The sequence below is a fragment of the Priestia sp. TRN 1309 genome, from assembly GCF_050846875.1.
Taxonomy (GTDB): Bacteria; Bacillota; Bacilli; order Bacillales; family Bacillaceae_H; genus Priestia; species Priestia zanthoxyli.
The window spans coordinates 51012-69827 of sequence record NZ_JBOZGM010000006.1; the positions used below are offsets into that span (position 1 = coordinate 51012).

Genomic DNA, 18816 nt, shown 5'->3' on the forward strand with positions numbered 1-18816 from the left:
ACTATGGAAGTTGCTGCGAAAACGTTCCTGACTTTTTTGTAAATTCATACATTACCCCACCATCTTCATCCGTTCGGTAAATATACACCCCGTAGCTTTTCAGAAGCTCTAATATTTCTTGATGAGGATGACCATAACGATTTTTTTGCCCCGCTGAAACAAGCGCTACTTTAGGGTTTAAATGTTGAACAAACTCTTCTGAAGTTGAGGTTTTACTGCCATGATGACCCACTTTTAATACATCTGCTTTAAGGTTGGGAAAGTCTTTCAATATTCTTTGTTCTCCTTCCTTTTCTAAATCTCCGGTGAATAGCCATCTTAAATTTCCTAACTTAGCGTCTATTACAATTGAGCCGTTGTTGCTCGTTTCTTCGAAACCTATGGGAGAAATAACCTGAAATAAGACACCTCCTTCTTGCCAGCTATCTCCTTGTTGAACAATTTGAACAGGCACGCTTTGTTTTTGAGCAGCGATCACCAAGCCAGTCTCTACGTCATTTAATTCGGCTTTTTTCCCAAGCACCAGCTCTCCGACAGCCACTTGTGAAAATAAATGCTGTGCCGCCCCTGCGTGATCATAATCGCCGTGTGTAATAATCATTTTATCTACCTTTGTCATTCCTTTTGAATGCAAAAAGGGAACAAGTACGTCTTCTCCCACGTCAAAAGAAGAACGGCGTTTTTGCCATGGTTCTTTTGGAAATGAAACGGTTCCTCCGGTATCGATCATATACACGCCTTTTCGATAAGGAAGCTCAATGATAAAGCAGTCTCCTTGTCCTACATCGACCATTGTGACCGTTCCTTTTGGATTCAAATAAGGATACATACATTGTGCGGCTAACAATGCCGCGAGAAGAAACATATAGCGAACGAAAAATTTCCCTTCTTCGACCGCCACAAATAAAGCATAAATGCATAGGTACATGCCCAAAAACAGCAAAATATGGGGTTTTCCCGTTACGAAATCAGCGGGAATCCATTCAAAAAAATCAAGCAATTTTTCACAAGCAAGTAAAAGAACATGAAGAATTTGCTCCAGCAATTCACTCACTCCCGGCAAGATGATACGAACAAAAAGAATGAGCAAACAAAGAGGTAATACAACAAGAGAAAACAACGGTACAAAAACCATATTTAATGGCAAACTGAGGAGAGATACTTCATAAAAATAGTACAACAATAAAGGAAGTGAACTGACTTGTGCAATCGCTGAAACAGCCATGAGCTGGCTGAAAGAAGAATGAAAACGAGGTAAAATTGTCTGACTCGATAAAATCAAGGCAAAACTAACGGCAAAAGAAAGCTGAAATCCTACATCAAATAAATAGTACGGTTTGAAAAGCAGCATGCTCATAAAAGCAAGGCTCATGCTATCAACCAAAAGAATTTTTCTTTGTATTTTTATCGATATAAGCATCACCATACTCATAAAAACAGCTCGGACAACTGAAGCGCTGCCACCGGCCAAAACCATGTATACAGGAAGAAGCAAAAGTAAAAGCGTAATGGCTCGCTCGCGCGTTATTCCAATCCGAATGAGCAAATAAAAACACATCGCTGTCAGCAGGCCAACATGAAGACCTGATATGGCAAGCAAGTGTATTAAACCAAATTGCTGATAGCGCTTGATACTCTCTTCTTCGATCCCAGTACGCTCGCCGTAAATTAGTGCCTGCATAAATCCAGCGCCTGGATCCGACATGTTTTGTTGAATATAATTAATTCCTTTTTGACGAATAAAGGTAAGGTACGTAAGTGGAGTTAAGGTGGGGAGCTGGCATTTTGCCAAATCAAGTCTCTTGACGTTAAGCTGCCAATGAATAGACTGATGGTATAAATATTGCTGATAATCAAATGCATGAAGGTTGCGAGCAGATGAAGGAGAAGTTAATTGCCCTGCTAGTTGACAAACTTGATGAATCGTTAGCTTTTCGAGCTGCTGTTTCTCTTCCAGCGTTTTTAGTTTATAAAAAGCCATGACTTCTTCATTTTGAACCGTAAACTTAAAAGTAAGCTTGTCGCCGTCACTATGCGGAACAGATGAAATTTCGCCTGTAAAAGTAGAAGATTCAGCTAAAAGAACCGTTTTGTTATGGTTATTTGCCTCAGCTAATAGGTAGACGCACAAAACGCTCAACAGTGCAGAAGCAATAACCACTTTCCTGGGACATTGTAGCCATTGAAAAATGAAAAGCACGATTAGCAAAAACAGGCTTACAGCGGAATGATTATCATATACATATAAGGCTAGCATCATGCTAAAAGCACAGTAAATATAATATCCTTTCACTTTTAGCTCCTTTCTTCCTTAAAAGAAAGAGGCTTCTTACTGTTACCAAGTAAAAAACCTCTTTTACCTTTAATTTGCCGTAAACAAAGCGAGAGCTTCACGCTGTAAATTCATCACTTCTGCTTCGTCAGCTCCGCTTTTTTCTAAACGAGCGAGAACATCCGTTACAAATTGAAGCTTCTCTTTACTTTTTAAGTCAATGATTGCTTCATCAAGTTCAACTTTTACTGTTTTCACTCCCGCCTGTTCAAATAACTCAACAGCATACGGATGATTTTTGTAATCATTAGCATAATATACTGTTTTAATTCCCGCTTGAATAAGAGCTTTACAGCAGTTTAAACAAGGAAAATGCGTGACGTATACTTCCGCATCTTCTGTCTTTACACCAAACTTAGCACACTGCAAGAGTGCATTCACTTCTGCATGGACAGTTCTTACGCAGTGGCCATCAATTACATAGCAGCCTTCGTCAGCACAATGCACGCCTCCGCTGATCGAACCGTTGTATCCTCCAGCTATAATACGTTTATCACGCACCACTGTAGCTCCAACAGCCAGACGTTCACAAGTGCTTCTTAAAGCTAGCAAATGGCTTTGTGCCATAAAATATTGATCCCATGAAATCCGGTTCATCTCATTCCCTGCCTTTTTATTTAAAACTGAATAATGATACTTTTCCCTTTCATAGTGTAGCGTTTTTTTTCCTTTTTCGTCAATAAGTCTCTACTGTACTGTAATTTGAGCTTTGATTTTTTCTAGCGACTTCTCGCCAATACCTGATACTTTTCCCAAATCCTCTACTGTTTGAAACAAGCCATTTTCCTCTCGATATGAAACGATGGCACTGGCTTTTGAAGGTCCAATGCCATTTAACGTTTGCAGTTCATCAGTGTTCGCTGTATTGATATTAACAAGGGGCTGATCATTTGAAGTTCCTGAGGAAGAAATTGAAGAAACTGGAGATGAAGGGGGGATTTCTTCTCCAGCAGCTGGAATATACACAGCCATTTCATCTTGTAGCTTGCTAGCTAAATTGAGCTGTCTTAAGTCCGCTTCTTTCGTAGCGCCTCCGGCTTGTGCTAGAGCATCTTTTACCCTTGCATCTTTCGGAAGCTGGTATACACCAGGCTTCTGAACAGCTCCTTTAATATCCACCATCACAAACGGGGAATCTTGGCTTGAAATTACTTGATTAGACGACTCTCCTTCTTTTTTTGTACCAGAAGATTCTGCCTTGATTATATCTGAGGTTTGAAGAGAACTTTCCGGTTTCTCTCCGCCTGTGCGATAGATATAAAAAGCCAACCCAACTGCTAAGCAAATACACCCAATTAGCCATTGTTTTTTTGAAAAAGTCAACTTGTACACTCCTTTGAATTTTGAAGTAACGTCATAAATTCCATTACGTCTTCATAGTGTTTAGAAGAAAAGGCTTTTGAAGGAGGGAATGAATCAGTGAACATAGGGTTTATCGGAACAGGAAACATGGGGAAAATATTAATTGATGCGTTTATTGAATCAAAAGCCGTACGTCCTTCTAAAATTACTATTATGAATCGTACAAAAAAAAGGGCCAAAGAGATTCAACAGCAGCATAAAAAAATTCATGTTGCTGATACAGCTGAAGAAGTTGTTCACGCATCCAAAGTCATTTTTATTTGTGTTAAGCCATTGGATATTCACCCCCTTTTAATAAAATTAGAACCACTGCTGACGAAAGATCACTGCATTGTATCCATTACCAGTCCAATTAGCGTAGAACAAATCGAACGCCTCATTCCGAGTCAAGCAGCTAGAATTATCCCTAGCATTACGAATCGGGCATTAGCAGGTGTTTCTCTTTTCACGTTTGGAGAAAGATGTACGCCTTTTTACCAAAATTATTTACATGAATTATTTTCATCTATGTCAAAGCCTGTGGCTATTGATCAAACGATTACCCGCGTATCATCCGATATCGTAAGCTGCGGTCCTGCATTCTTCAGCTTTTTGCTTCAACGCTTTATTGATGCAGCAGTTCAAGAAACAAATATTTCTGAAGAAGAAGCTACCGTCATGGCCAGCGATATGATTATTGGAATGGGAAAACTGTTGGAAAAAGAAATATTTACGCTTCCTACCTTGCAGGATAAAGTATGCGTAAAAGGCGGTGTAACCGGAGAAGGTATTAAAGTTTTAGAAGCTGAACTCGGAGAGATGTTTGTGCACGTATTTCAAAAAACACACGAAAAATTTGACGAAGACATTGAGCTTGTTCACAATCAGTTTGATAGTCTTATTCCATAATTTCTGTAGAAATCCTGCTTTGAAACAAAAAAAGAAGCCTCTACTCGGCTTCTTTTTTTTGCGCAGAGAAAAAGATGCGCTCACTGTTTGAAGTAGGCTTACTCATTTTGAAATCTGCACTTACTTCTATATTTATAAAACCAGCTTGGCTCAACCATGATTGATAATGGTCAATCGACCAAGTGCGCTGAGCATGCACCTCATCAAAGCGATGATATGCATCGATTTCTTCATCATAAGCAAAAAACGTAATATCATGCTCTACACGCATGTCTGTATCGTCATAGGTGCAGTTCCAAATATATGACACGTCTTCATCTACATAAGAAAAAGATTGATTTCCAAATACGTCCTTCATCTTGTGCACTGAATGAACATCAAATATAAAGAGCCCACCTGGTTTTAAGTGTTTATATACACGTTGAATGGTTTCTTGAACTTCTTTATCACCTTGCAAATAGTTCAAAGAATCACAAAAGATTACTACACAATCAAACTCTTTCAATAACTCAAGTTCCGCCATGTTTTGCTGAAAAAGAGATAGCGTTACCCCTGCTTCTGCTGCCTTCTCTTGAGCTACCATAAGCATATCATCAGACAAATCAACGCCGACTACGGAGAAACCTTCTTTTGCAAATCGAACGGAGAGTTCTCCCGTGCCGCAGGCAAGGTCTAATATACTGTTAGGCTTTGTTTTTGCTTTTGCCACCTGCTGATTAAAAAATTCAGCCCAATCGTCATACGGAACGTCTGCCATTAGCTGATCATATACGTAGGCAAATTCTCCGTACCTGCTCATAGCTGTAGCTCTTCTGAACTTACAAATGGTGCATCTCCCCATAAGCGTTCTAAGTTATAATATCCGCGCTCATCTTTATGGAAAATGTGAACCACAACATCTCCAAGATCAACAAGCACCCACTTAGCCTGCTCAAACCCTTCTAAACGCTTCACAGAAATGCCTTGTTCGTGTGCTTTTTCTTTAATTTCACGAGCAATTGCCTGCACTTGTTTATCTGAGTTACCGTGACAAATAACAAAATAATCTGCCACAAGTGAGATTCCTTCCATATTTAACGCTACGATATCGATTGCTTTTTTATCATCGGCTGCTTCTACAACAAGAGATAGCAATTCACGTTCAGTCATGTGTTTGACCTCCTAAGATTAAATCATTATATGTCATCATCGTATCGGGATAAACGGCCTGATGTTTGGTCATTAAAAAAGAAATAGTATTCTTTAATGATTGAATAAGTGCTGCATTTAAGTCGGTTTTAGCTAACTCCCGCACTTCATCAACACCTGGAAATCTCCTTCCAGGTTCAATATAATCAGCAACGTACACAATTTTTTCAAGTAACGTCATGCCAGGTCTTCCGGATGTATGGTAAGCAATTGCATCCAATACTTCCTTATCCGTAATCCCTACTTCATTTCTCACTAAAAACGCGCCTACTGGAGCATGCCATAATTCGGTATTGTATTCCAATAAAGAAGAGTTCATGTTTTGATCAATAATAATTTGCTTCATCTCTTCCTTTGGACGAAACTTGGCATAGTCATGAAAAATAGCAGCCAGTTCTGCTTTTTTTTCGTCTGCTTCAAAACGTTTAGCTAATTCAATTGCTGTTTCCATTACCCCGACAGTATGAATATAACGACGTTCTGTTAACTGTTTCTTTACGATTTCTAATGCCTCAGTTCGATTCATATAATTGATTCTCCTCGATATATTGTTTAACACCAGCAGGTATAAAATAACGAATGGTTTCTTTCTTTACTACTCGTTCGCGAATAAAGGAAGAGGAGACATCAAACTGCGGAACTTCTACTTCTTTTATCGGGTAAGGGGACGTAATGGTATACCCCGGGCGCTTTACACCTACAAATGTAACCAAATTGACTAATTCATCAATTTCATACCACTTCGGCAAATATTCTACCATATCAGCACCAATGATGAAATGAAACTGATACGTTGGATATTTCTCTGTTAGTATTCTCATCGTATCATATGTATATGAAGGCTCTTTGCGCTCAAATTCAATCGGCTGCAGGGTGAATTGATCATGTTCTTCAATAGCTAGCTTTAGCATTTGTAAACGATGATATGGCTCAATAGGCTCTTTGATTGTTTTATGAGGTGGAATATATGACGGCATGAACCATATCTCATCTAATTTCAAGGCATGCAAAACCTCATTTGCCATCATTAAATGCCCCAAATGAGGCGGATTGAACGTTCCACCTAAAATTCCAATACTCTTCAACAATCCCCGACTCCTTTAATTTACTTCATTTTTAAATAGAGCGGGTTTCCCCGCTCTATTTCATTTCACTTTTGGAAGCATTAACTGCTTATTTTCACGTGATTCTTTATATAACACAATTGTATTTCCAATCACTTGTACAAGCTCTGCTTTTGTTCCTTTTGTTAATCGAGCAGCAACCGTGTCACGATCTTCATCACAGTTTTGCAGAATGCTTACTTTTAATAATTCTCTTGCTTCTAATGCATCAGCAATTTGACCAATCATATTTTCATTGACTCCACCTTTTCCTACTTGGAAAATTGGATTTAAATGATGTGCTTTTGAACGTAAAAAACGTTTTTGTTTACCTGTTAACATAAAAACCTCCGTTGTATCTTATCTCTTAGTTAGTGTTGAAAGAACAATGTGTTCCATTGCCTCTTCGTCAGGACGGACCTTCGTCCATTTTTCAAATGCAAGTGCACCTTGCAGTACAAACATACCGACACCGTTATGAGTGCCTGCCCCTTTTGCTTCAGCCTCTTTCAAAAGCTTTGTTTTTAAAGGGTTGTAAATAATATCGCTGACTACCGCTTCTTTTTGCAATAAAGTAAGTGCTAAAGGCAGCTCATCAACGTTAGGATACATCCCCACCGAAGTGGTATTAATAATAATATCGAATGTATCTAGTTGTTTTTCCGCATCAGAAATAGACATCGCCGCCGTTTTCGTCGAAAAAGGCAGCTCGTTAGCTAGTAAAGCTGCTTTTTCGACGGTACGATTGCATATCGCAATTACATCGGGAGCGTGCTGAGCTGCAATTGTATAAAAAATAGCTTTTGCAGCTCCTCCAGCTCCAATAATTAAAATTCTTTTTTGGGATAAGCCGCCTTCTACTGCTTTGAGTAAAGAAGTCACATACCCCTCTCCGTCGGTATTGTATCCAATATAACGGCCATCTTGATTAACAACTGTATTTACAGCGCCAATTGCCTTTGCTAATGAATCGACTTCATCCAAATGATTCATAATATCAACTTTATACGGAATCGTGACATTAAATCCTTGAATGTTTTTATCTTTTAGCTCTCCAATAGCTGACTCAAAATGAACAGGTTCAATTGGAAAAGCCTCATAATGCGCATCCATGTTCAGACGTTTAAAGGCATCATTTTGCATCAATGGCGATAGTGAATGCCCAAGCGGATAACCAACTAGCCCATATAATGTACTCAAGATTTTTTCCCCTTTTTGTTTAAATTAAAGAATCGCGCACAAATACGCCGACTCCTTTTGGTGCATGCGCCACAACTTTTGAACCTGACTCATTAACCGTCACCCAGCCAAGCCCTGAAAAAACAATATCCGTCTTTTCATTTTTGATTGTAAATTCATGTGCAACAAGTTCAGGAAACTCACTCATTTGCTCTGGGCGCGGCGGCTGAAGCAGTTCACCTGCTTGCTTTTCATACAACTCATCTGCTTTTTCAAGCTTTGTACGATGGATATGCAAATCATTCGATACATAACATGTTAACGACTTGCGGCCTCCCTGTACATAATCTAAGCGCGCCAGTCCTCCAAAGTATAACGTTTGCCCTTCGTTTAGCTGATAAACCTTCGGCTTTATTTCTTTTTTAGGAGAAATTAACTTTAAGTCTCGTTTATCTACATAGTGAGCCATTTGATGATGATTAATAATGCCAGGCGTATCATATAAAGACGCGCCGTTATCAAGCGGGATATCAATCATATCAAGCGTTGTGCCCGGATATTGAGACGTAGTAATAATATCTTTTTCTCCCGTTACTTCTTTAATAATGGCATTAATAAATGTCGATTTACCAACGTTTGTACATCCAACAACATATACATCTTTACCTTCGCGATAATGTTCAATGGCTTCGGCAATTTCTCGAATTCCTTGTCCTTTTTGCGCGCTCATGAGGAACACATCCACTGATTTTAGGCCAAGCTCTTTCGCTTCTCGCTTCATCCAATGAATTAGTTTATTTTTCTTTATAGACTTCGGCAGTAAATCTGCTTTATTTCCCACTAAAAGAACCTTATTATTTCCAACAAATCGATGCAAACCAGGTAACCAGCTGCCGTTAAAGTCAAAGATATCTACAACTTTTACAACCAAACCGTCCGTTTGACCAATTCCATTTAAGATTTTTAAAAAATCATCGTCTGTTAAGGAAACATCTTGTACTTCATTATAATGCTTCAAGCGAAAGCATCGCTGGCAAATAATAGCTTCTTTTTCTAATGCTGATTTTGGAGCGTAGCCAAGTTCATTCGGTCGTTCTGTTTGAATCTCCACTCCGCATCCTACGCACTGTATTTTTTCTTCACTCACGTTTTAATCCTCCCAGTTAATCATACCTTTTCGTTTCATCCAACCTAAAATTCTTCGTTCCATTTTACGGTTAAATTTCGTTACAAATCCATCTGTTTGCGCAACTGGTACAACCAAAACCGTATATACGCCTAGGCGATTTCCTCCTAATACATCCGTTAAAAGCTGGTCGCCAATGACCACAACCTCATCTTTTTGCAGCTCCATATCACGAAGAGCTCTTCTAAATGCTTTACGCATCGGTTTGCGTGCTTTATATACAAATGGAAGTCCAACTGGATCTGAAAACAGCTTGACTCGTTTCTCCACATTATTCGATACAATCGTAATTTTAATTCCACTATCTTTCATTAACTGAAACCACTCAATTAATTCCGGAGTGGCATCAGGGCGATCCCATTCCACCAACGTGTTATCTAAGTCGGTAATAATTCCTTTTATCCCGCGCTCTTTCAAATCGTCTGGCTTAATTTGAAACACGTTTTTCACATGTTCATTTGGTAAAAAAAGTTTCAACACGTATCATGCACCTCGAATATATAGTTACATACTAAAATTAACGCCGTCTATCATTATAACGACTTCTTGTTATTTTCCAACCTAAAATTTTATTCTCTTCAAAAACAGGTCTTTTCTTAGTATAAAGGATATGCCTTGTGAATGCTTTAACTTTATACAGAAAGTTATTGACAAAAGGCAGTAAACCTCCATTTGTTCGTGAGCTTACGATATATTTACCCACTGCAAACTTAAAATAAAAAATAGTGCAGAAAACGTTTATTACTTATCAAATAGGGTAAGTGGTAAACAAATTCTGTTAAAAGTTTTCGACAAAAAATGATAACCCCAACTATGTGGATAAGGTTATACACATTATCCTCTGTTATAGTTCAGCAATTAATGGTAATTATAAACAACATACCCACATTTTATCCACCGAAAGCTGTGGATAACAGAACGATTGTTCCTTTATTTGATTCATGTTAGATTATAAATAAGGAATTTATTAGCATTTAAATATAACTTTTTAGGATATTTATTTTAGTAGGAGGTGGCGGCAATCTTATGAGAAAATTATCAGATGAGCTGCTTATTGAGTCATACAGCAAAGCAACCGAACTGCAATTAAGCCCTGATTTTATAAAATTAATTGAAGAGGAAATTGAAAGAAGATCATTAAAGATTAGCATACAAATTCCTTCTTAACGAATAAAAGAGCCTTCTTAATAAAAGAAAGCTGCATCTTCATTTATCTATCTACTCTTTTATTATATAGGCTCTATTTTTTCAAATGAGCAATTGGTTCTCCACATTTTACGTAAGAACCTGAGTGGACGTTAGAATCAAAAGTGATTGAGTTCTTCTCAAATAATAAAATGACAGTCGAGCCAAACGTGAAGTAAGCCATTTCTTCCCCTTTTTCGACTACTTCTTTTTTAGAAACCGCTTCAATGCTGTTTATAAACATGGCTCCTACTTTTACCATCAGCATGTGACCATTTTCAAATGTTAACTCCGTGAGCTTCCGGAAATTTTTCACAAGCGGTTCTTTCCCATACTTGATTCCTAATGAATTTACTGGATAAGACTTTTGTCCAACGGTCCACGTATTCCCTACTTGTGCTTTAAGAGGACTGTGAATGCGATGATAGTCTTTTGGACTAAGATAGAGGATGATAAACTGTCCTTCTATATATTTTTCAAGAATGAGATCATTTGAAACCATTTCCTGTATAGAATAAGGTTTGTTTTTTACAATCATTTCTTTTTGAGGCGTAATGACTCCATATGCTTCTATCTTTGCATCTACAGGACTGACAACGCTGTCTTTCTGCTGATCGACCGGACGGGCAGAAGGCTTCAAACGACGAATAAATAGCTCGTGTAAGTTTTGATAATGATGCAGAGGCTTGTCCATTTCTTCTTTATTTACTTTAAAAACTTTTGTATAGGAGGGTATAATAAACCGACTCCATTTAGAGAAAGTGAATTTTCGAATGAGCTTCGATGATCCCTGGTGATTCGTAAGCTCAATAAACGTTCGATACAGGTGCTGCAACAATAATTTTACCTCCACATACTGAATAGTTCTTTACTAGAATAAGGTTTGCGTCTACAATGAAATTACCATTATTTTTTACCTTTAGTTCATTCCATCCTTTAAAGGAGTGAGGAAATTGTTTTTATTAGACTATCTAGATCATACAATTAAAAAGCTGAGATCCCAAGCGGCAAACTCCTTAACGATTGTTAATTTAAGTTTAGGAAGCTTTGCTATTTTATTTGTCATGAAAAATGAATTGAACTTAAGTTTATTACTAATTTTTTTAGCAGCGTTAGCAGACCGATTCGACGGCATGGTAGCCAGAAAGCTGCAAATTGAATCTGAACTTGGAAAACAACTGGACTCCATGTGCGATATTATATCATTTGGCATCGCTCCAGCTCTACTACTTTATCAAAGTATTTTATCTCACTTTGGTGCTGCAGGTTCAATTGTTACCATCTGTTACATTGCTTGCGGAGCACTTCGTCTTGCCCGCTTTAACATCACAGAAAATACTGGGTATTTTACAGGGCTCCCTATTACCGCAGCAGGTTGTTTATTAACTCTTAGCTACTTGGGCGTCCCTTATTTGCCTTCACACTTTTATATGTTTTTAATTATCGTACTCGCTTGCTTGATGATTAGTACGTTCAAGCTAAAAAAAGTATAGAGCTCCATTTACTTTTACAAAGGAATATTATCATCTTGCTTCTTTTCTTAATTATAGAATAAATCATCTTCTTTAAGAAACAAAGCGAAAATTCCTTAAGAATTCTTAAAAATGAATGGTTCTATTCGGTAGGATATGTCATCTAAAAAAACTCATGCACATGCATGAGTTTTTTTTAACACCAGCAGCTAAAAAACCAATAGAAGCTTCCGAAAATTAATAACAGAACAAATAGAACAATCAACAATCCAAGTCCCCAGCCGAACCCTCCTCCGCATGGGTAAGCTGGATAATTAGGATAACAGCAGTCTCCGTAACCGTACATGCTCTCCCTCCTTACACTATGAACTACTACTAGCGTATGTACATACTTTTTCTCTGTATAGGCTAGTAACTATCTCTAAAGAAAAATCTGTGGACTTTTTCAAACTCTCTTGTCCCTGGGGGGAATTTTAAACGTACAGGCAAAGACATCCTTCTTTTTACATATAGTGTAATGTTAGTCTCTCACAGGTTGATATCCCCTTATGGAGGTGAAGAGATGTCTGCATTATTTACCGCACTAGGCTATTTCTTTAAAGAATTGGTTTTCCTTGTTTCCTACGTAAAAAACAATGCGTTTCCTCAACCCTTGTCTGCTGCTGAAGAAAAGAGATATTTATCTTTAATGGAACAAGGAGATCAAGAAGCGCGAAACCTTCTTATTGAACACAATCTCCGACTCGTTGCGCATATTGTTAAAAAGTTTGAAAACACGGGAGAGGATGCGGAAGATTTAATTTCAATTGGGACAATCGGTTTAATTAAAGCAATCGAAAGTTATTCGCAAGGAAAAGGAACAAAATTAGCTACTTATGCCGCACGCTGTATTGAAAATGAAATATTGATGCACTTGCGAGCGCTCAAAAAAACAAAAAAAGATGTGTCGCTGCATGATCCAATTGGCCAGGATAAAGAAGGAAATGAAATCAGTTTGATTGATGTATTAAAATCAGAATCAGACGATGTAATTGATATGATTCAACTAAATATGGAATTAGAAAAAATAAAAGAATATATCGATATCCTCGATGATCGAGAAAAAGAAGTAATTGTTGGCCGCTTCGGTTTGGATTTGCAGGATGAAAAAACCCAGCGAGAAATTGCAAAGGAATTAAATATTTCAAGAAGTTATGTTTCGCGAATTGAAAAGCGAGCGCTGATGAAAATGTTTCACGAATTTTACAGAGCCGAAAAAGAGAAAAAAAAGAGCGGAAAGAAGGAGAATTAATCCTTCTTTCCGCTCTTTTTTTAAAATAATTTCCAAATGATAATCCGCAGCAAACACATCATTACTCCCCCTACTAGTCATTTAGGTGGAATCTTTCTCCACAAGCAGCCATACAACGATATATCCTTTTTGATTAATCATCATTCATCCACTCCTTTCCACTATTCAAATTAGAAATGACGATAAAATTCATACTTGCGGTCTTTTATTTCTTCTTCTAATTGTCTTACATACTGTTCATGCTTAATTTCTTCCTCTGAGTATTGACGGGACTTTATGGTAATAGTTAAAAAGAAAATATTCAGTGTCATTCCAATCACCTCCTTATACAAAAAAAACCACAGTTATGCATAAGCATCCTGTGGCTGAAAAACAATAAAAACCACAGGGCTACTATTCGCACCTGTGGTGAATTAACGTGTTTTAACGATCAAGGTAAGAAAGTTACTTGATACAGGAACACGGCCGAATAGTATACATATATAGACGATTTTTGAACATAGCCCAAACTGAATGATCCATACCTGATAAACGTCTTAACATATGACTCGACCTCCTTTTAATAAAGTATTTTCCTTACAATGGTAATTATATCCACGAACTTATAAAAAGTAAACTGTTTTTTTGAAAAATAGGGAATTTTTTTATTTTTTTAACCCTCATAAAAAAAAGACGATGGATCATCGCCTTTTTGTATCTATTATTCTTTTTCTTTCATTAATTCTTTTTTTAGTTTTTTAGTTTGATAACTAAAATAAAAAGCAAGGGCGGTAAAAAGAATAACGATCGCTTCCATTATTCCAAGCTGCATATCACTTTTTTCACCTTGGCCAATCATAACACCAATATACAAGAATGTACTTACGGCTAGAAGGACGTAAATAAAGCGGCTGTAATCTTCAATTTTTGCTTTGATGTGTTGAGCTTTCATACAATCACCTTCTCAGTAGAATGTTATAACTCTACTCTATCATAGATCTATAGGTCTATAAAAATCCTATTTTTACCACCTTTATTCCAATGCTCTTTCTAAGTCTTCAATTAAATCTTCTACATCTTCAAGACCTACAGAAATACGAATTAATCCATCTGTAATTCCTAGCTCTTTACGTCGGTCGCTCGGTATAGAAGCATGAGTCATTTTAGAAGGAATGGAAATGAGGCTTTCGATGGCTCCTAAACTTTCTGCTAATGTAAAATACTTCACTTTGCTCAGTACTTCTTCCGCTTTCTCTTCGCTTCCCACATCAAACGAAACCATTCCCCCAAAACCTCTTGCTTGCTTTTTAGCAATGAGGTGGTTTGGGTGGGTTTTTAATCCTGGATAATATACTTTTGCCACAGCAGGATGGGCAAGTAAAAATTCTACTATTTTCCCCGTGTTGAATTCGTGTTCTTCCATTCGTATTCCTAATGTTTTAATCCCTCTCATTAAAAGCCAAGAATCCTGAGGTCCTAAAATGCCTCCAGTCGCATTTTGGATAAAATGAAGGTCTTCAGCTAATTTAGGCGAATTCACCACTGCTAGCCCTGCTACAACGTCACTGTGTCCCCCTAAATACTTAGTTGCACTGTGCAGAACAATATCTGCGCCTTTTTCGATAGGATTTTGCCAATACGGCGTACTGAATGTGTTGTCAACGATGGTAAGTAAATGGTGTTGTTTAGCTACTGAAGAAGCATGCGGCAAGTCAGTAATTTTTAGAAGAGGATTCGTTGGAGTTTCAATAAAAATGGCTTTTGTGTTAGGGCGAATTTCTTTCTCGATATTTTGGATATCGCTTGTATCAATAAAAGTAGCCTCAATGCCGATACGGCTTAGTACCTTTGTGATCACTCGATACGTTCCTCCGTATACGTCATCTGTAATTAACACATGATCTCCGCTGTTAAACAGCATGAACACGGCAGTAGTAGCGGCCATACCAGATCCAAACGCAAACCCAGCATATCCTCCTTCAATTTCTTTGATAAGTTCTTCTAGGGCATGACGTGTAGGGTTACCGGTTCTCGAATACTCATATCCCGTATGTTTTCCCGCTCCCTCTTGTTTATAAGTACTCACTTGATAAATAGGAACAGAGACAGCACCCGTCTGTTCATCGCCAACAATTCCACCATGAATCAACTGTGTTTTACGTTTCATCTTATCTTCCTCCACTGTAAATATTTTTACTTAAGTACCGTTCACTGCTATCCGGAAAAATCGTGACGATATGAGCCCCTTTTTCTGCATTTTTTGCTTCGATCAGGGCTGCTTCAAAGGCTGCTCCTGAAGAGCTACCTACTAGTAACCCCTCTTTTAAAGCCAGCTCTTTCACTCTTTGAAAAGCATAAACATCTTCAACAGTATGAATAGCATTAAAATAAGATCGCTCCATATAATCAGGGATGAACTCCATTCCAATTCCTTCAGTTAAGTGAGGACCGGATTTCCCCCCGTTTAAAATTGAACCTTCTGGCTCCACGATGACTGTTTTTAGAGAAGGATTTTTTTCTTTCAAAAATTTCGCTGTACCCATAAATGTCCCCCCTGTACCTGCTCCAGCTACAAACACGTCAACTTTTCCATCAAGCTGTTCATATATTTCTGGCCCTAAGGTTTTATAATAAGTCATAGGGTTGGCCGGATTAGCAAACTGTTGAGGACAATAAGAACCAGGGATTTCACGCAGCAGCTCTTGAGCTTTGTTTATAGCACCTTTCATACCAGCTTCAGTAGGCGTTTGAACCACCGTTGCCCCCAAAGCCTTCATAAGCTGCTGTTTTTCAATACTGAATTTTTCTGGAACACATAGTATGACGTTTATTTCGTACTGAAGAGCAGCTAAAGCCAGCCCGATCCCCGTATTCCCAGCAGTAGGCTCAACCAGCGTTCCGCCTCGCTTCAGTCTTCCAGAGCCAAGAGCTTCTTGCAGCAGTTCTTTTCCTAAACGATCTTTTACACTTCCTCCTGGATTAACATATTCCAGCTTGGCAAATATCCTGATTTCCCTAGGTAAATCAAATTGTGTAATCTCAATCATAGGTGTGTTTCCAATCAATTCATGAACGTTTTTGACTACCTTCATAATCTTGAACACCTCGCTATCGAAATAATATAACTTAACCTATAAATAAAGTCGGAATTAAGATAAAAATATAGTCTACACCCCATGTTATGACAAACGATGCAGAGTGTAGACGAAAACAAACTCTATATTTTATGAACAGCTTATTTTAATTTTGTAATAAAATTCAATACTAATTTCGTTGAATTAACAGCTGCTTTTTCTAAAAATTGCTCAAAAGAAACATTTGATTCTTTGCCGGCGATGTCAGAAAGAGCACGAAGAATAACAAACGGTACGCCAAATTGATAGCATACTTGAGCAACAGCCGCTGCTTCCATTTCAGCTGCATAAAGGTCTGGAAACTTAGAGCGAACAAACTCTACGCGCACAGGATCGTTCATGAACGAATCTCCTGTAGCAATTAATCCTTTTACAATTTTCATATCCGTTACTTCAAGAGCGCTTTCTTCAGCAAGGCGAACTAGTTTTTCATCTGCTTTAAAAGCTGCAGGCAAGTTTGGCACTTGACCGTATTCATAGTTGAATACCGTTACATCTACATCATGATGACGAACTTCTGTTGAAATAACCGCGTCCCCTACGTTTAACTCTGGATGGAAACCGCCTGCTGATCCTGTGTTAATAACGTAATCAGGTTTGAACTTCTCTAGTAAGATGGCTGTAGATAACGCCGCATTTACTTTTCCAATACCTGATTTTAATAATACAACCTCCACGCCGCTGATTGTTCCTGTTGAGTATTCACATCCTGCGATTACTGTTTCTTGACGATTCTCAATTTTATCGCGTAAAATCGTCACTTCTTCTTCCATTGCTCCAATGATTGCTACTTTCATTTTAAAACCTCTTTCTACTATTGTTTCGTTGCCTCCAATACCCACACAAAGTGATTAAATTGTGTAAAGGTTATGTGAAAACCATTGCTTTCAAAGATTTGCTTTAAGACAGGGATCGTTGTATAGTATTCCCTCTCTAGATCTTCTGCTAGTTGCGTATACCCTTTTTGTTTTGCCTGAACAATGGTATCAGCAAATGAATCCGCTGTTTCAAACATTGTATCGGCAAACACTATTTTACCACCGGTTTGAAGTAACTTTCCATAGTTTATCACAGCTTCTTCTTTTTCTTTATCTGTTAAATGATGAAATGCATACGTACTAACTAAGCTCTCTGCTGGAAACAACGATGTATCAAACTGTAAAAAGTCTCCCGGTGTGACTAAAACATCTGCTCCTAATTTCTGGTGTGCCAATTGTCTCATTGGCACTGACGGCTCAATTCCTACTACCGTAAGTTCTTTTTCTAAAAGTTTTTTTGTTAAGTTTCCAGTGCCTGTTCCAAATTCTATCACATGCCCTATTGAACGGTCTGCTACATATTCTAAGATTTCATTATAATTGCGAAACACTTCTCTATACTGTTCATCTTTCCCGCTTACCGATGCATCATACTCATTCGCCCACTTTTCAAAGATATCTAAAAACTCTAGCCCCATAAAAAACGCCTCCTCATAACTAATAATTCCTATGGATATAGTATGTTTTTAGCTATCGTTTGTTCTTCATTTACAAATATTTTAAGCTTTTAACTTTCTATTTGCTATACTATAGTAATGAGGTAAGGAGGCCGTAAGATGAATTTTGAATTTGAAATGATTGAAGATAAAATAGAATTTTTTGAAGCGCCTGATGTTAAAATACTTGAAAAACAAATTGCTGAAAAAATTGATCAAAATAAGGCGATTTTACTTGAGGTACATAGCGTATCTCATCAAATGTCTGTGGACTATGAACAAGGTAAAAAACTGTACTCTGCAGTTGTTCATTTCAAAATAAAAAAGCAGCGCTAGCGCGCTGCTTTTTTTATTGAAGCTTATCCACTACTGCGGGCTTCCAGCCTTCTCCATCTACCCATTCAATTTGAACGCGGTATTTTGTTGATGAGTTGCCTTTAGGACTAACCGTAGCTACAGCTTTACCTACGCCACCGTTATTACCTAGACGCCATACGGTCATATTGCTTGGGCTAATGCCTGACCCTTCGCCTACAGCTTTTAGCATTTCGTTCCAATCCGTTGATCCTTTTTTATATGTTGCTGCAGGAGCATCTTGTGATGTACCTACTGAATCCCATGAAGGATCTACCTTGCGTTCTGCCACGCCAGGCTCTGGATTTTTCTCTACTTCAGCCTGTGAATCTGAGTCGTTTGATTCTTCATCTGTTGCTTGATCATCTTCAGAGCTTTGGTCATCTTCAGAGCTTTGATCGTCCGTTGCTTGATCCTCTGTTGCTTGATCATCTTTCGAAGAATCATCGTCTTTTTTAGCCGTCTTGTCCGTTTTTTGGTCATTTGTTTGCGGATTGTTTTGAGTTGTTTCCGCTTGGTTATCCGATTTATCCTTGTTTCCAAGAATCATCGTACCACCGACAAATACAATTAAAACCGCTACGACAGCAATTAACAGATTATATAATCGGTTTACTTTTTTTTCTTTGTTTTCGTGTCTTGAAGAACGATTGTTATTCATTGCTACAATTTCCTCCAACTTTTATAAT

25 protein-coding genes are annotated in these 18816 nt (G+C 37.9%); 5 read left to right on the forward strand and 20 right to left on the reverse strand.

The window, feature by feature from the left end; translation table 11 throughout:
- Position 1: 1 nt before the first annotated feature.
- The 3 genes from ACRPLQ_RS21740 to ACRPLQ_RS21750 all read right to left on the reverse strand — a co-directional run bounded on the left by ACRPLQ_RS21740 (position 2) and on the right by ACRPLQ_RS21750 (position 3655).
- Positions 2 to 2293, reverse strand: a complete 2292-nt coding sequence (locus ACRPLQ_RS21740; RefSeq protein WP_367077781.1) for a DNA internalization-related competence protein ComEC/Rec2 — start codon at positions 2291 to 2293, stop codon at positions 2 to 4.
- Between the two features lie 69 nt (positions 2294 to 2362).
- A complete protein-coding gene (locus ACRPLQ_RS21745; RefSeq protein WP_367077780.1) occupies positions 2363 to 2929 on the reverse strand; it encodes a ComE operon protein 2 in 567 nt (188 codons plus the stop codon).
- Positions 2930 to 3019: 90 nt separating this feature from the next.
- Positions 3020 to 3655: a helix-hairpin-helix domain-containing protein gene (locus tag ACRPLQ_RS21750; RefSeq protein ID WP_028411662.1), complete on the reverse strand. Its 636-nt coding sequence runs from the start codon at positions 3653 to 3655 to the stop codon at positions 3020 to 3022.
- Positions 3656 to 3751: 96 nt separating this feature from the next.
- On the opposite strand from ACRPLQ_RS21750, the gene comER reads away from it, so the two are divergent.
- The gene (comER, locus tag ACRPLQ_RS21755; protein WP_025750559.1) at positions 3752 to 4582 is read left to right on the forward strand and encodes a late competence protein ComER; all 831 of its coding nucleotides are present in this window, start codon (positions 3752 to 3754) and stop codon (positions 4580 to 4582) included.
- Between the two features lie 40 nt (positions 4583 to 4622).
- On the opposite strand, the gene ACRPLQ_RS21760 is transcribed toward comER, so the two are convergent.
- The 8 genes from ACRPLQ_RS21760 to ACRPLQ_RS21795 are packed head-to-tail and all read right to left on the reverse strand — an operon-like array spanning position 4623 to position 9715.
- Positions 4623 to 5381, reverse strand: a complete 759-nt coding sequence (locus ACRPLQ_RS21760; protein WP_165635135.1) for a class I SAM-dependent DNA methyltransferase — start codon at positions 5379 to 5381, stop codon at positions 4623 to 4625.
- Positions 5378 to 5731, reverse strand: coding sequence for a ribosome silencing factor (gene rsfS, locus ACRPLQ_RS21765; protein WP_013085071.1), 354 nt, complete (start codon positions 5729 to 5731; stop codon positions 5378 to 5380). The genes ACRPLQ_RS21760 and rsfS overlap by 4 nt, the downstream gene beginning before the upstream one ends.
- Complete coding sequence (gene yqeK, locus ACRPLQ_RS21770; protein WP_328107086.1) at positions 5724 to 6296, reverse strand: bis(5'-nucleosyl)-tetraphosphatase (symmetrical) YqeK; 573 nt, start codon at positions 6294 to 6296, stop codon at positions 5724 to 5726. The genes rsfS and yqeK overlap by 8 nt, the downstream gene beginning before the upstream one ends.
- A complete protein-coding gene (locus ACRPLQ_RS21775) occupies positions 6283 to 6855 on the reverse strand; it encodes a nicotinate-nucleotide adenylyltransferase (RefSeq protein WP_025750563.1) in 573 nt (190 codons plus the stop codon). The genes yqeK and ACRPLQ_RS21775 overlap by 14 nt, the downstream gene beginning before the upstream one ends.
- 60 nt (positions 6856 to 6915) lie before the next feature.
- A complete protein-coding gene (gene yhbY / locus ACRPLQ_RS21780; RefSeq protein ID WP_013059260.1) occupies positions 6916 to 7215 on the reverse strand; it encodes a ribosome assembly RNA-binding protein YhbY in 300 nt (99 codons plus the stop codon).
- 18 nt (positions 7216 to 7233) lie between these two features.
- Positions 7234 to 8073 carry a shikimate dehydrogenase gene (aroE, locus tag ACRPLQ_RS21785; RefSeq protein WP_028411665.1) on the reverse strand — a complete coding sequence of 280 codons (840 nt, stop codon included), beginning with the start codon at positions 8071 to 8073 and terminating at the stop codon, positions 7234 to 7236.
- A gap of 19 nt (positions 8074 to 8092) precedes the next feature.
- Positions 8093 to 9199: a ribosome biogenesis GTPase YqeH gene (yqeH, locus tag ACRPLQ_RS21790; RefSeq protein ID WP_028411666.1), complete on the reverse strand. Its 1107-nt coding sequence runs from the start codon at positions 9197 to 9199 to the stop codon at positions 8093 to 8095.
- Between the two features lie 3 nt (positions 9200 to 9202).
- Complete coding sequence (locus ACRPLQ_RS21795) at positions 9203 to 9715, reverse strand: YqeG family HAD IIIA-type phosphatase (protein ID WP_013059263.1); 513 nt, start codon at positions 9713 to 9715, stop codon at positions 9203 to 9205.
- A 549-nt stretch (positions 9716 to 10264) separates the two neighbouring features.
- Here ACRPLQ_RS21795 and ACRPLQ_RS21800 point away from each other — a divergent pair.
- Entirely contained in the window at positions 10265 to 10405 is a 141-nt protein-coding gene (locus tag ACRPLQ_RS21800; RefSeq protein WP_013059264.1) for a sporulation histidine kinase inhibitor Sda, read from the forward strand.
- Between the two features lie 73 nt (positions 10406 to 10478).
- Here the strand turns inward: ACRPLQ_RS21800 and ACRPLQ_RS21805 are convergent, their stop codons facing one another.
- Positions 10479 to 11261: a phosphatidylserine decarboxylase gene (locus ACRPLQ_RS21805; RefSeq protein ID WP_028411667.1), complete on the reverse strand. Its 783-nt coding sequence runs from the start codon at positions 11259 to 11261 to the stop codon at positions 10479 to 10481.
- Between the two features lie 115 nt (positions 11262 to 11376).
- Here ACRPLQ_RS21805 and pssA point away from each other — a divergent pair, with 115 nt between their 5' ends.
- Positions 11377 to 11916: a CDP-diacylglycerol--serine O-phosphatidyltransferase gene (pssA, locus tag ACRPLQ_RS21810; RefSeq protein ID WP_013059266.1), complete on the forward strand. Its 540-nt coding sequence runs from the start codon at positions 11377 to 11379 to the stop codon at positions 11914 to 11916.
- Between the two features lie 175 nt (positions 11917 to 12091).
- Here pssA and ACRPLQ_RS21815 read toward each other — a convergent pair whose 3' ends face one another.
- Positions 12092 to 12241 (reverse strand): hypothetical protein, encoded by a 150-nt coding sequence (locus tag ACRPLQ_RS21815; RefSeq protein ID WP_432236274.1) that lies wholly within the window; start codon positions 12239 to 12241, stop codon positions 12092 to 12094.
- 216 nt (positions 12242 to 12457) lie between these two features.
- On the opposite strand from ACRPLQ_RS21815, the gene sigK reads away from it, so the two are divergent.
- Entirely contained in the window at positions 12458 to 13186 is a 729-nt protein-coding gene (sigK, locus tag ACRPLQ_RS21820; protein WP_013059268.1) for an RNA polymerase sporulation sigma factor SigK, read from the forward strand.
- Positions 13187 to 13356: 170 nt separating this feature from the next.
- Here the strand turns inward: sigK and ACRPLQ_RS21825 are convergent, their stop codons facing one another.
- The 6 genes from ACRPLQ_RS21825 to ACRPLQ_RS21850 form a co-directional block, all read right to left on the reverse strand.
- Complete coding sequence (locus ACRPLQ_RS21825) at positions 13357 to 13497, reverse strand: YrzI family small protein (RefSeq protein WP_014458165.1); 141 nt, start codon at positions 13495 to 13497, stop codon at positions 13357 to 13359.
- Positions 13498 to 13886: 389 nt separating this feature from the next.
- Entirely contained in the window at positions 13887 to 14117 is a 231-nt protein-coding gene (locus ACRPLQ_RS21830; RefSeq protein ID WP_028411668.1) for a YrhC family protein, read from the reverse strand.
- A gap of 81 nt (positions 14118 to 14198) precedes the next feature.
- Positions 14199 to 15332 (reverse strand): bifunctional cystathionine gamma-lyase/homocysteine desulfhydrase, encoded by a 1134-nt coding sequence (locus tag ACRPLQ_RS21835; protein ID WP_432236275.1) that lies wholly within the window; start codon positions 15330 to 15332, stop codon positions 14199 to 14201.
- A gap of 1 nt (position 15333) precedes the next feature.
- Positions 15334 to 16257 carry a PLP-dependent cysteine synthase family protein gene (locus ACRPLQ_RS21840; RefSeq protein WP_028411670.1) on the reverse strand — a complete coding sequence of 308 codons (924 nt, stop codon included), beginning with the start codon at positions 16255 to 16257 and terminating at the stop codon, positions 15334 to 15336.
- Positions 16258 to 16400: 143 nt separating this feature from the next.
- On the reverse strand, positions 16401 to 17096 hold the full coding sequence (mtnN, locus tag ACRPLQ_RS21845) for a 5'-methylthioadenosine/S-adenosylhomocysteine nucleosidase (RefSeq protein ID WP_028411671.1): 696 nt from the start codon (positions 17094 to 17096) through the stop codon (positions 16401 to 16403).
- 17 nt (positions 17097 to 17113) lie between these two features.
- On the reverse strand, positions 17114 to 17755 hold the full coding sequence (locus ACRPLQ_RS21850) for a class I SAM-dependent methyltransferase (protein WP_013059274.1): 642 nt from the start codon (positions 17753 to 17755) through the stop codon (positions 17114 to 17116).
- 138 nt (positions 17756 to 17893) lie between these two features.
- Between ACRPLQ_RS21850 and ACRPLQ_RS21855 the strand changes: the two genes are divergently transcribed.
- Positions 17894 to 18109, forward strand: a complete 216-nt coding sequence (locus ACRPLQ_RS21855; RefSeq protein WP_050688532.1) for a YrzA family protein — start codon at positions 17894 to 17896, stop codon at positions 18107 to 18109.
- A gap of 13 nt (positions 18110 to 18122) precedes the next feature.
- On the opposite strand, the gene ACRPLQ_RS21860 is transcribed toward ACRPLQ_RS21855, so the two are convergent.
- The gene (locus tag ACRPLQ_RS21860; RefSeq protein WP_045292102.1) at positions 18123 to 18788 is read right to left on the reverse strand and encodes a YrrS family protein; all 666 of its coding nucleotides are present in this window, start codon (positions 18786 to 18788) and stop codon (positions 18123 to 18125) included.
- Positions 18789 to 18816 lie beyond the last annotated feature (28 nt).

Excerpts from the sequence above, each read along its gene's own strand:
- ACRPLQ_RS21830 (WP_028411668.1), bottom strand. The coding sequence starts at position 14,117 with ATGAAAGCTCAACACATCAAAGCAAAAATTGAAGATTACAGCCGCTTT.
- rsfS (WP_013085071.1), bottom strand. The coding sequence starts at position 5,731 with ATGACTGAACGTGAATTGCTATCTCTTGTTGTAGAAGCAGCCGATGAT.
- yqeK (WP_328107086.1), bottom strand. The coding sequence starts at position 6,296 with ATGAATCGAACTGAGGCATTAGAAATCGTAAAGAAACAGTTAACAGAA.
- ACRPLQ_RS21745 (WP_367077780.1), bottom strand. The coding sequence starts at position 2,929 with ATGAACCGGATTTCATGGGATCAATATTTTATGGCACAAAGCCATTTG.
- ACRPLQ_RS21815 (WP_432236274.1), bottom strand. The coding sequence starts at position 12,241 with ATGTACGGTTACGGAGACTGCTGTTATCCTAATTATCCAGCTTACCCA.
- ACRPLQ_RS21760 (WP_165635135.1), bottom strand. The coding sequence starts at position 5,381 with ATGAGCAGGTACGGAGAATTTGCCTACGTATATGATCAGCTAATGGCA.
- ACRPLQ_RS21800 (WP_013059264.1), top strand. The coding sequence starts at position 10,265 with ATGAGAAAATTATCAGATGAGCTGCTTATTGAGTCATACAGCAAAGCA.
- ACRPLQ_RS21840 (WP_028411670.1), bottom strand. The coding sequence starts at position 16,257 with ATGAAGGTAGTCAAAAACGTTCATGAATTGATTGGAAACACACCTATG.
- mtnN (WP_028411671.1), bottom strand. The coding sequence starts at position 17,096 with ATGAAAGTAGCAATCATTGGAGCAATGGAAGAAGAAGTGACGATTTTA.
- sigK (WP_013059268.1), top strand. The coding sequence starts at position 12,458 with ATGTCTGCATTATTTACCGCACTAGGCTATTTCTTTAAAGAATTGGTT.
- ACRPLQ_RS21860 (WP_045292102.1), bottom strand. The coding sequence starts at position 18,788 with ATGAATAACAATCGTTCTTCAAGACACGAAAACAAAGAAAAAAAAGTA.
- ACRPLQ_RS21835 (WP_432236275.1), bottom strand. The coding sequence starts at position 15,332 with ATGAAACGTAAAACACAGTTGATTCATGGTGGAATTGTTGGCGATGAA.
- ACRPLQ_RS21855 (WP_050688532.1), top strand. The coding sequence starts at position 17,894 with ATGAATTTTGAATTTGAAATGATTGAAGATAAAATAGAATTTTTTGAA.
- ACRPLQ_RS21850 (WP_013059274.1), bottom strand. The coding sequence starts at position 17,755 with ATGGGGCTAGAGTTTTTAGATATCTTTGAAAAGTGGGCGAATGAGTAT.
- yhbY (WP_013059260.1), bottom strand. The coding sequence starts at position 7,215 with ATGTTAACAGGTAAACAAAAACGTTTTTTACGTTCAAAAGCACATCAT.
- ACRPLQ_RS21825 (WP_014458165.1), bottom strand. The coding sequence starts at position 13,497 with ATGACACTGAATATTTTCTTTTTAACTATTACCATAAAGTCCCGTCAA.